At 52.0% G+C, this 14494-nt stretch carries 11 protein-coding genes and 1 pseudogene; 3 read left to right on the forward strand and 9 right to left on the reverse strand.

Annotated features, from left to right (window positions below; all coding sequences use genetic code 11):
• Positions 1 to 101 precede the first annotated feature (101 nt).
• From AC6I8A_RS22430 to AC6I8A_RS22470, 9 genes and pseudogenes are all read right to left on the reverse strand, one after another.
• Positions 102 to 308 carry a hypothetical protein gene (locus AC6I8A_RS22430; protein WP_497819238.1) on the reverse strand — a complete coding sequence of 69 codons (207 nt, stop codon included), beginning with the start codon at positions 306 to 308 and terminating at the stop codon, positions 102 to 104.
• Positions 305 to 976 carry a cell envelope integrity TolA C-terminal domain-containing protein gene (locus AC6I8A_RS22435; protein WP_497819239.1) on the reverse strand — a complete coding sequence of 224 codons (672 nt, stop codon included), beginning with the start codon at positions 974 to 976 and terminating at the stop codon, positions 305 to 307. The genes AC6I8A_RS22430 and AC6I8A_RS22435 overlap by 4 nt, the downstream gene beginning before the upstream one ends.
• Positions 960 to 1184, reverse strand: coding sequence for a hypothetical protein (locus tag AC6I8A_RS22440; RefSeq protein ID WP_497819240.1), 225 nt, complete (start codon positions 1182 to 1184; stop codon positions 960 to 962). The genes AC6I8A_RS22435 and AC6I8A_RS22440 overlap by 17 nt, the downstream gene beginning before the upstream one ends.
• A 128-nt stretch (positions 1185 to 1312) precedes the next feature.
• Positions 1313 to 2983, reverse strand: a complete 1671-nt coding sequence (locus AC6I8A_RS22445) for a hypothetical protein (protein ID WP_497819241.1) — start codon at positions 2981 to 2983, stop codon at positions 1313 to 1315.
• Positions 2984 to 4560: 1577 nt separating this feature from the next.
• Positions 4561 to 6105 carry a methyl-accepting chemotaxis protein gene (locus AC6I8A_RS22450; RefSeq protein ID WP_277976450.1) on the reverse strand — a complete coding sequence of 515 codons (1545 nt, stop codon included), beginning with the start codon at positions 6103 to 6105 and terminating at the stop codon, positions 4561 to 4563.
• Positions 6106 to 6748: 643 nt separating this feature from the next.
• Positions 6749 to 7513, reverse strand: a complete 765-nt coding sequence (locus AC6I8A_RS22455) for an NADPH-dependent F420 reductase (protein WP_497819242.1) — start codon at positions 7511 to 7513, stop codon at positions 6749 to 6751.
• Positions 7514 to 7530: 17 nt separating this feature from the next.
• A pseudogene (locus AC6I8A_RS22460) lies at positions 7531 to 8271 on the reverse strand (NADPH-dependent F420 reductase); the annotation flags it as partial.
• A gap of 24 nt (positions 8272 to 8295) precedes the next feature.
• The gene (locus AC6I8A_RS22465; protein ID WP_497819243.1) at positions 8296 to 8730 is read right to left on the reverse strand and encodes a MarR family winged helix-turn-helix transcriptional regulator; all 435 of its coding nucleotides are present in this window, start codon (positions 8728 to 8730) and stop codon (positions 8296 to 8298) included.
• 309 nt (positions 8731 to 9039) lie between these two features.
• The gene (locus AC6I8A_RS22470) at positions 9040 to 10449 is read right to left on the reverse strand and encodes an amidase (protein WP_497819244.1); all 1410 of its coding nucleotides are present in this window, start codon (positions 10447 to 10449) and stop codon (positions 9040 to 9042) included.
• Positions 10450 to 10576: 127 nt separating this feature from the next.
• Here AC6I8A_RS22470 and AC6I8A_RS22475 point away from each other — a divergent pair, with 127 nt between their 5' ends.
• The 3 genes from AC6I8A_RS22475 (at position 10577) to AC6I8A_RS22485 (ending at position 14493) form a co-directional block, all read left to right on the forward strand.
• Positions 10577 to 11140 carry a TetR/AcrR family transcriptional regulator gene (locus AC6I8A_RS22475; RefSeq protein WP_497819245.1) on the forward strand — a complete coding sequence of 188 codons (564 nt, stop codon included), beginning with the start codon at positions 10577 to 10579 and terminating at the stop codon, positions 11138 to 11140.
• Between the two features lie 368 nt (positions 11141 to 11508).
• Positions 11509 to 12171 carry a glutathione S-transferase gene (locus tag AC6I8A_RS22480; protein WP_497819246.1) on the forward strand — a complete coding sequence of 221 codons (663 nt, stop codon included), beginning with the start codon at positions 11509 to 11511 and terminating at the stop codon, positions 12169 to 12171.
• A 621-nt stretch (positions 12172 to 12792) separates the two neighbouring features.
• A complete protein-coding gene (locus AC6I8A_RS22485) occupies positions 12793 to 14493 on the forward strand; it encodes an ABC-F family ATP-binding cassette domain-containing protein (protein WP_497819247.1) in 1701 nt (566 codons plus the stop codon).
• Position 14494 lies beyond the last annotated feature (1 nt).

Raw genomic sequence — 14494 nt, forward strand, 5'->3', positions numbered from 1 at the left:
TAGGGCATATCTTCGGTATCTGGCTATGGGTTAATTTTGTAAAAAAAGGCACATCATTGAGGCTCGGCTTTAATATGCTCACATAAGCGCACATATTTACTTTATTCTCTATGCCAATGAATACCTGTCCAATGCAGGTACCAAACCAGAACTGCTGCACCGAAGAGCAGGCCCATCGTCACGAAAATTTTTTTCCACGTTCCGACCGTAAGAAAACAAACTACTTTTTTTTCGCGCAAATCTTTCTGCATGGCTTCCATTGTTTCACGGTGTAACTGTTGAAGAAACTTCATGTCGTCGTGGATCATTTCATCCACCCTTTAAACTGGCCGTTCTGCATCAATGCCACTTTACCGTTTTTGTAGAAAATTACCTGGCTAATCCCCGCTGAAAACGTTTTGTTCCCCAGCTCTTCCGCGTCCATCACAGCAGGCTTGCCATCAATGCTAACAATCCCCAATTTATCGCGAGAGACAACAACGTCTTTATAGTGCCACGTTTCAACGGCGGATTTGCGCGCAGCTTGTGCGTACTGCCCGGAAGCGGGCGCAAACATTAACGGAATCTCATGAGGCAGGCCCGCCGTCAGCGGCGGCAGCTTTGCTTGCTTCACGGCGGCTATGGCCGCTTCGCACAGCTCAGGATCCCCGCCCTGCGCATTTGTGCTCAGCAATAACCCGTCTTTAGTCACATTCAAAAGCAGTTTGCAGCGCTTGCCGCTGTACAAGTCAACGTCACTGAACTTTGATTGAATGCTATATTGAGCGGCATGAACCCATTCAGTTTGTGTTAATGGGCCTGTTGTAACCAGAGCCATTTTTTGATCTACCGGCGTGGAAGTCCGGGCAGTGCAGCCACTAAGCAGCGTTGCTACAACGGCAATAAGGATTATATCTTTCATTCTTTTATCTAACTCTCGATAGCGGTGAGGTTCTCGGCTTAGTTCATTGCGAAGGCGTTTAACCTGTGCAAACAATCCCCACCTTAACGGCATTGGTTCCCTCTACTGGTTTCAATGGGTAGACTTTCCAGAATGCCAATTGCGCAACAGCTTTCGCGTGTTTTTCTTCCTGCGTTATGAGCTCAGTGCCATTCGCGTGCACCATCAACCACGCTTTTACTTGTTCAGTATTCATAACATTCCAATCCCAGTCATTTTGCATGATCGTCGCCATGCCCATCATTCAAAAAATCCATACGGTGATTACGCCGCACCGAATTAGCAAGGCTCTATCAAACCAATATATATTCACTTTCACTAACGTAAAAGTGCACAATTAAAGGTTAAAAAACCCGCCATAGCGGGTTTGCTTCAGAAATCACCATGCAGTCCTGCGCCAGCCATCCAGCCACCTTGTGAGTCGGTGGAAGCCTGGAAGGTTACGGCAGTATGTTCAGTTACACCTTTCTGAATACCGGCCGCAAAGCCAGCGCCTTCGCCGTTGCCGGTGCCGGTAGACAGCGCCCAGCTATCCCGATTTGCGTTGAAGTGGAGGGAGGACATAGCGGCGGCGTTGTTACCGATTTGCTTGATCTTCTTGCTATTGTCGTCGATGCGGTCAGAGTTGCGCTTGATGCTCTTCTCCGCGCTATCAAGGCGTGCGCTGTTGCGCTGGATGCTTTGGCGGTTGGCGCTGATCGCTTGGCCGTTGGTATCGATGCGTGCGGCGTTGTATTGGATTGATTGACCATTTACCGCAATACGTTGGCGGTTAGTGTCGATACTGCCAGCATTGGCGCTGATTGCTTGGCCGGTACTATCAACAACAGGTTGAGCAACTGTACGGTTTGATACAGTGGCGTTTACTTCATTGCGATACGCGGTGGCGTCACTGTTTTTAACAGGTTGTTCAGCGTTAACAGTAGGCTCAACAGCTTTAACGTCTGTCGTGCCTTGATTTTGTGAGGCCAACGCGTCCCGGCTTACTTGTAGCGCTTCGGTCATGACCGGCTGCTGCTGATTAACAATGGCCGCGCGATATGCAGTGGCGTCGCTATTCTTTACAGGCTGTTCAGCGGCGATAGTTGGTGCCGTCGCTTTAACGTCCGCAATGCCTCTGTGCTGGGTGGTCAGCGCGTCACGGATTGCTTGCTGACGAACAGGCGTTGCCTGCGGGATCTGCTGCTGTGGCACAGGGACGAGCTGTTGCACCGGCTCACTCTGACGCACAGGCGTTGCCTGTGGGGTCTGCTGCTGCGCTACCGGGACGAGCTGTTGCACCGGCTCACTCTGACGTACAGGCGTTGCCTGTGGGGTCTGCTGCTGTGGCACAGGGACGAGCTGTTGCACCGGCTCACTCTGACGAACAGGCGTAGCCTGTGGGGTCTGCTGCTGCGCTACCGGGACGAGCTGTTGCACCGGCTCACTCTGACGTACAGGCGTTGCCTGTGGGGTCTGCTGCTGTGCTACCGGGACGAGCTGTTGCACCGGCTCACTCTGACGTACAGGCGTTGCCTGCGGGATCTGCTGCTGCGCTACCGGGACGAGCTGTTGCACCGGCTCACTCTGACGAACAGGCGTTGCCTGCGGGATCTGCTGCTGCGCTACCGGGACGAGCTGTTGCACCGGCTCACTCTGACGTACAGGCGTTGCCTGTGGGGTCTGCTGCTGTGCTACCGGGACGAGCTGTTGCACCGGCTCACTCTGACGAACAGGCGTAGCCTGTGGGGTCTGCTGCTGTGGCACAGGGACGAGCTGTTGCACCGGCTCACTCTGACGTACAGGCGTTGCCTGTGGGATAGCTTGCGGGATCGCCTGCGGGGTTAATGCTTGCGGGGTTGTAAGTTGCGGAGTTGCCTGTGGTACGGCTACCGGCGCAACGCCGTTGCCCATATCTACAGAGAAATCCATGTTGTTGCTAGATTCAATGCTTTTGAACTGCGCTTGCTGCACGCTGTTCATTGAAGTCCAGACATTTCGCGCCGTGCTATTATCCATCTGGCCAGAAACGATAGAGTTATAAAGATCTTGCGCAGAACCCATATTTAATGCGTCAGCATATGCCACGGTTGTCACAATTCCGCCACAGATCGCACAAATTGCTACAGCCACAATTGTTCTTTTCATTAAACTAAACTCGCTAAAGTTGATTTATGTCAGTTTTTGTAAATTAAGTTGGATTGCTGATTTGGCCTGCCAGCCATTTGTTCAGAATTTCTCATTGAGTTAAGTGACGCATACGTAACATGGCCTTTAAAAAGGTATAAATTCAAAAACTCACGGTACGCTTACTTTTTTGTGATATGCGCATTACGCTTCTATTTGCCCAGGTAATCACTGCGGCGGCATATCCCAATGATTAACTCCTTGCTTTGAAAGTTTTAATAATTCTTCCTTAGAAATAACGCGCCAACCGCATTAGTTAGGACCCAGCTTTGATGCCAACACAATAGAACCGGCATGAATAATTATTGTCATATCACCTGAACTACAAATCCGACCATACAAAAAATTTCATCACCTACTCACGAAGCCCATTTCTTGGATGCTCTCCGATATAAAGCCGGAAATTTATTCGCATTAGGTGATAAGTCGAATGAAAAGTGACAATTTAGTTGACCTCGTGTTGTATTTTGAAATTCTGATTGAACAACTTAATTTTTTGCGTGTCGCAAGTCGTTAATCAACCTGCGACGCGGTGAAGATACGCTCTCTAAAAAACCGTTTAATTGACTTAGATCATACCAAAATCGTGATGAGCCTCACGAAAGATTAAACACTTGTTTTGCGTCGAGAATTATTTGATTGTGCGGGGGATTGCTTGCGTCTAGTTAGAGGGCGTTGTGATAAATAGTACCCACGAGTGAAGATTAATGCGCGTATATGCAACTTTCTAGCTTTGTAACAGCCATTTCTACACCTTGTCAGGAAGCCTGTTAGTGGTCAACTTGACAGAAACGCCGCTTTTACATTCAAGTTTGACCTCATTCAGTCCCTCTGTATCATTACCGCGTCCCCGGATACGCTAGTTGTTGCGTTATCTGACTGAACGTTCCATGCAACCTTAAAATTACGGCTCAGCGGAGTGCGTGATTCTTTTAAAACATTAAGAATGTGAATGGCATCAAAGGATGGACAATAAAGCAGCCACGCTAAAAAACCATTAGAATCTTAGAGAACTCACCTCTTGGAATAAATAATTTTTCCAAACTATTATCTTTAATTAAAAAAATAGATCATAAACCACCCCTTTTTGGCGCAAAGCGGAAACACACCTTAAACAAGCTGCGTTAACAGAGAAATATAATAATTCGCCCCTGAAAGTTACACCTTGAAAATATTAAGGATTTGCGCATATTGGTTGCGATTATTGAGCGAAAATCATTTTATGATCTCCGTTTTCCTTTCGAGCCTGTAAGTGCTACACGTTCGCTGACGAATACTCAGTGTATGGGGAGAAATTGCTGACTATAAATATTTTTGAGAAAGTGTGTTATGAAAAGCGTAACTGATGTTTTAAGTCAGGCTGGCAATACCAGCCTGACTGAACATAAACTATTAGCTCTGAAAACATGAATATCCCGCTTCACGGGTTTAATTTACTTGTATTTCGTCGCTGTTCATACCCGGAAGGCATCAACCATTCCACGCAGGGCGTGCGCCTGCTCAGAAAGTGACTGCGAAGCAGAAGAGGACTCTTCTACCAGCGCGGCGTTATTCTGCGTGACGCCATCCATCTGGCTGACAGCAATGCTGACCTGAGAAATCCCCTGCATCTGCTCTGAAGACGCGAGCGAGATGTTATCCATAGCCTCTGCCAACTCGCCCACCATTCCAACAATTCTCAGAATACTTTGTCCGGTGCCAGCAGCCACTTCAACACCGCTTTCCACCTGTTCTACGGCCTGTTCAATCAGCTGCTTGATGTCCCGTGCGGCGGTGGCGCTGCGCTGGGCAAGGGTTCGGACCTCTCCTGCCACAACGGCAAAACCACGCCCATCTTCCCCTGCCCGGGCGGCCTCCACCGCTGCGTTGAGCGCCAGGATATTGGTCTGAAAGGCGATACTCTCAATGACGGATGTGATATCCCGTACCTTAGCCGCACTGAGTGAAATGTCGTTCATGGTTTCAGACATACGCTGCATATCGGTTTCCCCCGCACGGGCAAAAGATGCAGTTTCGCGCGCAGACTCAGCTGTCTGCTGTGCGCCAACTGAGTTGCTTTTCACCGTAGCGGTCAGCTGCTCCATACTGGCGGCCGTTTCCTGAAGAGCAGCGGCCTGCTGCTCCGTACGGGAGGAGAGCTCCGTATTGCCCTGCGATATCTCATCCGCCGCCATAGCCACAGAAGCAGCCGAGTCTTTTATCTGCGATACCAGCCCCCGCAGGTTTGCCTGCATGCCATCCAGTGACGCCATCAGGCTGCTGGTGTCGTTGCGACGCAGCGTCACAGATGTTGTCAGGTTGCCAGAGGCAATGGTAGCCGCCAGTGACTGAGCCTGCGCAGGCTCCCCTCCAAGCTGGCGCATAAGCATGCGAATGGTTAAAGTGCAGGTTACGAGCGCAATCACTACGGACACAGCAGCGAGCAGAACGAGTGTCAGTGATGCACGATCAGCCGCGGCACTGTTCTGCTCAACGGCGGACTGCGTATTTTTCAGCTGGATCTGCGTCATGTCGTTTAAGGCGTTCAGCAACATAGTCTGAGCCGGGCGCGTGACATTCATCAGATAAGCCGTCGCCTCCTGAGCACGATTATCCAGTCCGAGCTGGCCGGCCTGCTTCAGCGCAGAGATTGCTGGCCCTTCTGCATCAGTAATGCGGCGAATGACCTCACGGCCTTCCGGGGTTGAGTCACTTTTCATAACATCAACCAATGCCCGACGATTGACTTCATACAGAGACGCCTGTTTCTGTAATCGCTCCCATTCTGGCTTCATCGCCTGAGGGTCAGTGAGTAGGGCTATGTTGCGTACCGCAATGCCCATATCCCTGATGCCACCGCGCATATCCAGCACAAGCTGATATTTTTTCATTTTGACGTTAACGGCATCGTCCATACCATCGCTGGCTCTGCCGAGCGCCATGAGCGCAATCACGGTACAGATAACAAACAGGAGAATAAGCAGGCCAAAGCCTGTAGCAAGGCGTGTAGAAATTTTCATGTCGGTTCTCGTTATCAGGGGGTCATATGATGTGTGTCATTTTTGTTATCGGCAAATGACGTTTAATATTCAGCCCCCCTGCCTGATAACTCCCTTCCACCGGCAGTCGCACATAACCTACGCTGAAGGAACCTGCTATTAGTAACCTCACCTTTGCGGCAGAAAGGCTCAAGCTTAGCGCTCCCGCTGCCAGTAAGTATTAGGCCCTGCCTTCGCTCTCACTTCGGGGAGTTACGCACAGAAACTTATTATTCTGCACTTGGGTCATCTCCGGCAAAAAAAAAGCTCCTCCAGGGCAGGAGGAGCAATAGCTCAGCACATTCAATCGCAATATCGGTTTATTTCACCCCTGATGAGGCACATTACAGTTATCGGCAGGCTCTGGCCAGGCATGAGGGTAACCGCTGTAATAAATCAATCTGACCCTGCCATGCTTATTCATTGTTGCGTCCTCCATGACGCTATGTTAGCAACGTCCGCTCATGGCACAGTGCCTGCATGCGCGCGTGGCAACGTCCCGTTGAACTCACAGCGAAAAGCGGATGTTGCTTTTCGCTCATACATCAGCAAATGGAAATGATTTGAGCGAAAATATCGATATAACAGAGCAGTCATTTGAGGAGGGAGTAACACGACTTTCGAATTACATGAAAAGCGCCCTGTGTAAACGAACAATATAATCGGCATCAGGGTTTGTGCGTTTATCACCCACACGCTCCTGTATTGCCTGAACTGCAATATCCCGGCGCACGGGTAATCGTACCTTTTCAGCTGCAGCCAGCGCGGATTTCATTTGTCCATATGTGAGGTCCGTACAGTAACACGGAGCACCTGGCTGTTGCCGCCAGGACTCATCAAGGTTACCCGCATCAAAGGCATCGAATCCCGTATTAATGACAAAATGCATGATCACCATCTTGTGCTCTTCGATATTCCCTGCCACCGGAATTGCAATACGCACTGGAGATCCCGCTGTTGAACCTTTTCTGGCGAGAGAATCTGAACCTATGGCATTCCATGCCTTGATAAGGGGACGGTTCAGGAGATGCGCCACCCACTGACTTTCAACCTCACCATCTGAGAAAGTGTCAATGATGCCATCACGATGTGGATAGTAGTTGGAGGTATCAGCAACGATAACATCCTGAGGCAGATTGCGTATCAGAGGCGCGATACCCGCAAGCTTCGCCATAGGTATGGACAGGATGACTACCTGCGCGTCCTGCACGGCACTGGCTGTATCAGATGCTTCAGCGCCCGTTTCAAGCACGTCGGGGTCTATCGTTTCTGGCCCGCGTGAATTTGCGACTTTTACGAAATGACCGGCAGCTGCAAGACTGCGGGCAAGTGTTTTACCGATATGACCGGTTCCCAGGACTGCAATCCGGTACTTTTCTCTATGTGTCATAAGCTCTTCTCTTTAACTCAGGCTGTTACTGCACGGTTACGTTTGACTATCACATCATGTGTTAAATGATCGCCTGCAGACATGAATTCTCTGATCAACGCATCTCTGTTCAGTGGTGCGCGATCTTTATCCGCCGCCTGAAGGGCCGCTCTAAGTTCTGCGGCGTTAAGCTCAGTGCAGTAGGCTGGAGTACCGGGCTGTTGCCGCCATGATTCGCTAAGCATACCGGCGTCAAATGCATCGAAACCACTCTGACAGACCAGCTCCATCACAACAGACTTTGCTGCGGAGTCGTCGCCCGCAACAGGAATAGCAATACGGGACGGAGAACCTGCATCCTGACCTTTCTCTTTAAGCGTCTCGGCCAGAACAGCATTCCAGGCTTTGATGAGATGGCGCTGAACTGTTTCACTGGCGTACACGCTTTCAGGCTTACCTTCACGGATCTCAATAATGTCCCCGTCACGGAAAGGATAATAATTAGACGTATCAATGACGATCACGCTTTCAGGGACGTCGCGCATCAACTCAGCAAGTTCGGTGTGCTTATCAAAGGGTATAGACAGAATGATGACGTCCACTTCTCGTACGGCCTCCTGGCGATCAACCGCCAGTGCACCCACTTTTCGCGCCAGGTCTGCAATGCTTTCCGGTCCTCTCGAGTTCGCCAGTTTGACGTCATGGCCCTGCACAGAGAGCTTGTTTGCCAGCGTCGCACCAATATTTCCGGCGCCAATAATGCCTATTTTCATAGCAGTACCTTTTGTATGAGTGGAGGATGATCAGTTATCAGCGGGATGGGCAAAGCCATTCAGGGTATCCCGTAACTCCTCGAGCTTTTCATCCGATAGCTGACAGGCTGATTTGATTCTTTCGGTTACGAGCCACAGCTCACTTTGCAAAGCGAGCCCCTCATCTGTAAGGGTAATGAGAACTCGTCTTTCGTCTGCGCGGTCACGTGTGCGGATTATGCGTCCGGCAGCCTCAAGGCGTTTGAGAACGGGCGTAATGGTGCCGGTATCCATGGCAAGCTTATTCCCGATATCCCCCACGGTGCGCGGGGTGCCATTAAACAACTCCAGCATGACCAGATACTGTGGGAAGGTAAGTCCCAGCGGGTCCAGGAACGGCTTATGTAACCGGTTCATTCGGCTCGCCGCACCATATAACGCAAAAGAAAGTTGTGTCCCTATTTCTTGCCGTGACTGCTTGTTCATATGCCAACTCATTATCTAGCTATTGATTATCTAGTTCACTAGATAAAAGCATATAGTAAACTTTTCGTTGGCTAAAGAGTGATGAATAAGTAATTCGTGCGGTATGACAATAACAACAAATCACACCGAAACGTTTGCCGACGGAAGAATACAGGATTCGGGCGATAGTAGGAGGTCCGCCTCTGGCACAAAGCGGACGCATATGTCAGGTACGCTACGAGCGAATATCGGACATGCTGATCAATCTCGCTATTGCACACTGAGCAACTATTTCACATGCCCCACAGTTATCGTGGGGCATGGCCATATTCACAGTGACGGATGAGAACCTTTAACGGGGCTCACTGCTTCGAGCAGAGAAGCAATATGGAGAATAACGTGTTCATCATGCCATTTACCTACAATCTGCACGTTGATGGGCAACCCCTCACGACTCTTACCGAACGGCAGCGCGATCCCCGGCAGGCCGGTTACGTTCAGTGGAACCGTGGCGCCCTGCAGATAGGTGGCATCGACGCTCTGACCGTCGATAACAAACCTGTCTGCGCCGTGTTTGTGGGCCGGGATGGGGAGTACGTGCGTAATCAGCGCGTCGTAACGTGAAAAGTATTCCGCAAATCCATCACGCAACCTTTCGGCGGCCTGCTCCGCATCAATGAAGTCCGACATCGGCGTATCAGGCAGTGACAGCATGGTTTTTGCCATTTTATAGATTTCATCGGGGCGGCGACCGGCCGTTGCCGCTGCAAAAGCCGGCTTCATCTCCATAACGTGCAGACGGTTGAAGACGTCCAGCGCAAAATCCTGCTCCAGCGCGGGAATACCGACGTGCTCCACCACAACGCCAGGCGCTTTCAGCGCATCCGCTGCCGCCTTAACTACCGCTGCGACTTCCGGATCAACCGGACCGAACCCCGGGCCTGTCATCCAGCCAATTCGTAAAGGACGTGAGGGCACCGGCGGCAGACCGCCGGAATGCAGTGGCGCGGCGCTGGAAAACGCATCATGGCCATCAGGTCCGGAAAGCTGAGAGAACGCCAGCGCAATATCGCGTACCGAGCGGGCCATTGGGCCGACATGCCAGAAGCGACGCGGCGCGCGCGGCCAGATGCCTGTCATGGGCACGCTTCCGTGGGTGGCTTTCATGGAGGTGATGCCTGTCTGCGCGGCGGGTCCACGCACTGAAATGGCCAGGTCCGTTCCCAGCCCCAGCGGGGACATGCCTGCGGCTATTGCAGCAGATTCGCCGCCACTCGAGCCGCCGGGCGTGCGGGTCAGGTCCCAGGGATTATTAGAGCGGCCGGAAAGCAGATTATCGCTTTCAATCCAGTATGAAAATTCCGGCAGGTTGGTTTTTGCCAGCACGATCCCGCCCGCTTTTTTAAGGCGCGCCACGCTGGTCGCGTCTGCATCCGGCAGACGACCTTTGAAGATGGGTGAACCACGCTGAGTCAGCACGCCGGCAGTATCGATGGAATCCTTTACGGTGAAGGGAACGCCGTGAAGTGGGCCAAGTTTCTCACCCTTCATCACGGCAGCTTCCGCCGCTTCGGCCTGTTTCAGTGCGTCCTCTGCGAGCGTGACTATCGCGTTGACGTCCGGGTTGGTGGCTGCAATGCGATCGAGATGCGCCTGCATCACTTCAACCGGCGAAACGTCGCGGTTACGTATCATGCTGGCCAGGTCGGTAGCGTCTGAATAATAAATTTCGTTGCTCATGATAAACCCTCGACTTGATAAACTAACTAACAGTTGGTAGGTAAAATCTAGACCTGTTAAATCAGACTGTCAATACCTACCTAACAAATGTTAGAATTGTGATCTGAGCTACCGGAGAAGAGAAATTATGAGCAAAACATCCCGTGACGAAATTCTGAACGCAGCCCGGCTGGCGGCACAGGCGCACGGCTACACCGGCCTGAACATACGCGGACTGGCCGACGAGGTGGGAATTAAGGCTGCCAGCGTTTACTACCACTTCCCCAGTAAGGCCGAGCTGGGTGCAGCGGTAGCCCGGCGTTACTGGGAGGACACCGCGCGTGACCTGGAAATGCTGAGGGAAAATGAGGGCGATGCGCTGAAAAGTCTGCGCCGCTACCCGCAGATATTTCGCCGATCCCTCGAAAGCGGGAACCGGCTCTGTATGGGGAGCTTTATGTCGGCTGAATACGATGATCTGCCGCAACCGGTCAGGGATGAGGTGCAAAAGTTCGCTGACATCAACATCGACTGGCTGGCAGGGCAGCTGCATGAGGCCGGTATTGCCGCGTCAGGAGAGAGCAGAGTTCGTGCCGGCTCCATTTTTTCTGCCGTTGCCGGCGCGCAGCTGATGGCCAGAAGCCGTAACAATATTCAGCTGTTTGATGAGCTCATTGAAGGTTACAAACTTGCGGGTCTCCTGCCGCAGTAAAAATCAGGTGGCCGCCTGCTTCAACTGGCGCTGCCTGAACCTCTTTCAGAAAATCCATACGAGCGCGCTGCGGTCTGGCATAAAACGGCTGGCCCCCCTCTGCCGCACAGGCGGGCAAGTTAACTCAGGCGCCTCTCCGGGCATACTCGCGGCTTGTCACGCTATCGCAACAACAGTACTCCTCCCGAACTGAACCCCTTAATCGAATCAGGGGCGTCCCGGAAAGATCGATAAAAAAAACTAACAATCGTAAGGTAGGTATTGACAGCCATCCGAAACTGCCTCAATCTTAGCTGCATAACTACCTACCGTTAGTTAGTTTTTATTGCTTTGACCTGAACTCAATCACACAAAGGAATTATCCGCTGATGAAAATTTATGACTGGTATGACGGCCCTTATCCCGCACGCGTTCGCATTGCACTTGCCGAGAAAGGACTGCTTTCTGATACAGAGTTTGTGCCTGTTAACTTATGGACGGGCGAACACAAGAAAAACGAATTTCTTGCCATCAACTACTCTGGCACGCTTCCCGTTCTGGAGCTTGATGACGGTACGCTTATCGCAGAGTGTACGGCCATCACGCAGTATCTGGACGCTCTGAGTGCACCACGTTCTCTGACGGGCACCACTCCGGTGGAACAGGGCGTCATCCATATGATGACCAAGCGCGCTGAAATTGAGTTCCTTGATGCAGTGAGCGTGTATTTCCATCACGCCACTCCGGGTTTAGGCCCTGAGGTTGAACTCTATCAGAACCCTGAGTGGGGCAACCGGATGCGGGACAAGGCGGTCCGCGGGATGCATTATTTTGACCGTGTTCTGCAGAAACAACCTTATGTAGCCGGTGAGAACTTCTCAATGGCAGATATAGCGGTAATCGGAGGGATGATTTTCTCTGCGTTAGTGAACCTGCAGGTACCTTCAGAGTGCGCCGCGTTACGCGAATGGTATGAGCGCATGCAGGCAAGGCCGTCCTTCCAGCAGTGGAAGGCGCTGGTAGAAGAGGAGCGCTTACGCAGAAAGGCGTGATTATTCTGCCGGGCAAGTCCGTTTAATCCTCCACACCATCGGTGTGCAGTGGCTGGAACAGGACCGACTAAAATGTCACGGTAACTAAAAAACCGTCCTAAACCACGTCACTGTGCACCGATTATGTCCGCTCTTGGCACTAAGCGGCCTTCCCCACTTTATTTTGATCTGCCAACTAATGAGAACACCCAGGCCCAAGGTTAGCTCATTTTTTAACCAGTTTTGCAGAAGAGTTTTGCTGGAGTTTTGCAGAAGACCTTTGAAGGCGATTTTCACCGACCAGGCTCATTATCGTTGCCAGCGCCCTGCCCGGCACGTCATAGCGATCGCCGCCACATCTATGGCATTTTTCACTGGAAAGTGCCGCTTTTCGCCACTATTATCAGCTCACTTATTCACCCACTGATAACTAAGGAGGATTACTATGCCATCGTGTGAATTGTTTCTTTACTCACACTTTTATAGTAATTGGCCGCGTTCAGGCATTTCCGCACTCGTGCTGCGATAATCCGTCCTGAGCGAAGTTTACTGAAAATCTAATCCCTTCCTCCGGCTTACCGGGTTGTCGTCAGCGATTTCTGACGTCAGGCTTTTTTGCGCCTGCAACTTATGAGTAAGCACATGAGCACACTATTATCTGCCCACGATGTTGGCTTTGATAACGCCTTCGGCACGCTGTTTCACGATATCCATTTCAGCCTGAAAAAAGGCGATCGCATCGGTTTGCTGGGTGATAACGGCACCGGTAAAAGTACCTTATTGAAAATCCTCAGTGGCGATCTGGAACCCAGCCACGGCAGCGTTACATCGGCTAATCACTGTTTACTGGCGCGTATCGAGCAGCATCTGCCTGCAGAGCTGCATAATGATTCGCTGCTGAATAGCGTAATGGCGCGCCTGCCGGAACAAAGTGATCGCTGGCGTGCCGAAGCGCTGTTGGGCAGCCTGGGTTTCACGGCTGCACAACAAACGCAAACCGCCGCGACCTTAAGCGGCGGCCAGCATATGCGCCTGCTGCTGGCACGTGCGCTGATCCTGCAGCCTGATCTGCTGCTGCTCGATGAACCCAGCAACCACCTCGATCTGCCGATGCTGTTGTGGCTGGAGAATTTCCTTAACGGCTGGAGCGGCAGCTTTGTTCTGGTTTCCCATGACAGCACCTTGCTCGATCGGGTGACCAACTGCAGCTGGATTCTGCGCGATCGCGGTCTGCAATTCTTCCGTCTGCCCTGCAGCGCGGCGCGTCAGGCGCTGGATGAGCAGGATGAAGCGGATGCGCAGCGTTATCAGGCTGAGCAAAGGGAGATTGAGCGCGTTGAGAAAAGCGCTAAACGTCTGGCGATGTGGGGCCGCGCTTACGATAACGAAGGGTTGTCGCGCAAGGCGCAGCAGATGGAGAAACGCGCCGGCTGGTTGAAAGAGGCACAAACCACGCTGAGCGAGGGAGCGCTGTGGCGGCTGCAACTGCAAGGTGAAGCGCTGGATGCCGATCGCGTTTTAGCGTTGCCGGAGATGTCGATTCATCCAGCCGATGACGCACCTGCTCTGTTTTCTCTGCCGATGTTGCAGGTGAAAAGTGGCGATCGCGTAGCGATTGTTGGTCGCAACGGTTGCGGTAAATCGTCGCTACTACGGCATTTATGGGGTGAATATCAATACACAGATAGCCCGCTGTTTCATCCCCGCGCGCGCCTTGGCTATTACGATCAAAGTCTGCATCAGCTGCACGATGAGGAAACGCTGAGTGACGCACTGGCGCATTTTGCTCCGCTCAGCGATGAGCACCGCAAGATGGCGCTGATTGGCGCGGGTTTTCCCTATCTGCGTCATCAGCAGTTGATTGGCTCACTCAGCGGCGGCGAGCGCTCGCGCTTGCTGTTTGTTGGGCTGACGCTGGCGCGTTATTCGCTGCTGCTGCTCGATGAGCCCACCAACCATCTGGATATGGTGGGCAAAGAGGAGCTTGCAGAAGCGTTAAACCAGTTTGAGGGCGCGGTGTTGCTGGTGTCGCACGATCGTCAGTTAATCGCCAACAGCTGCAACCGGTTCTGGCTGATTGAGGATCAGCAACTCAGCGAATGGCACGATTTTGACGCGGTAACCGAGCGCATGCGTGCTGATCAGGCGACAACAACGTCAGACTTTGTCGCACCTGCTGCGACGGCAACAGCGTTGGATGAAGATGCGTTACTGCTGGCGTTACTGGAGGTGGAAAGCAAGCTGGATGAGGATCTGGCGCGCAAGCCGAAGCACCAGAAACCCGCGTTGCAGGCACAGTGGCGTGAGGAGATTGCGTTGCTGAAAGCCCAACTGGATCTGTAGT

Source organism: Pantoea sp. X-Soil-ISGK-275, assembly GCF_059730795.1.

Excerpts from the sequence above, each read along its gene's own strand:
- AC6I8A_RS22430 (WP_497819238.1), bottom strand. The coding sequence starts at position 308 with ATGATCCACGACGACATGAAGTTTCTTCAACAGTTACACCGTGAAACA.
- AC6I8A_RS22440 (WP_497819240.1), bottom strand. The coding sequence starts at position 1,184 with ATGATGGGCATGGCGACGATCATGCAAAATGACTGGGATTGGAATGTT.
- AC6I8A_RS22445 (WP_497819241.1), bottom strand. The coding sequence starts at position 2,983 with ATGGGTTCTGCGCAAGATCTTTATAACTCTATCGTTTCTGGCCAGATG.
- AC6I8A_RS22450 (WP_277976450.1), bottom strand. The coding sequence starts at position 6,105 with ATGAAAATTTCTACACGCCTTGCTACAGGCTTTGGCCTGCTTATTCTC.
- AC6I8A_RS22455 (WP_497819242.1), bottom strand. The coding sequence starts at position 7,513 with ATGACACATAGAGAAAAGTACCGGATTGCAGTCCTGGGAACCGGTCAT.
- AC6I8A_RS22465 (WP_497819243.1), bottom strand. The coding sequence starts at position 8,730 with ATGAACAAGCAGTCACGGCAAGAAATAGGGACACAACTTTCTTTTGCG.
- AC6I8A_RS22470 (WP_497819244.1), bottom strand. The coding sequence starts at position 10,449 with ATGAGCAACGAAATTTATTATTCAGACGCTACCGACCTGGCCAGCATG.
- AC6I8A_RS22475 (WP_497819245.1), top strand. The coding sequence starts at position 10,577 with ATGAGCAAAACATCCCGTGACGAAATTCTGAACGCAGCCCGGCTGGCG.
- AC6I8A_RS22480 (WP_497819246.1), top strand. The coding sequence starts at position 11,509 with ATGAAAATTTATGACTGGTATGACGGCCCTTATCCCGCACGCGTTCGC.
- AC6I8A_RS22485 (WP_497819247.1), top strand. The coding sequence starts at position 12,793 with ATGAGCACACTATTATCTGCCCACGATGTTGGCTTTGATAACGCCTTC.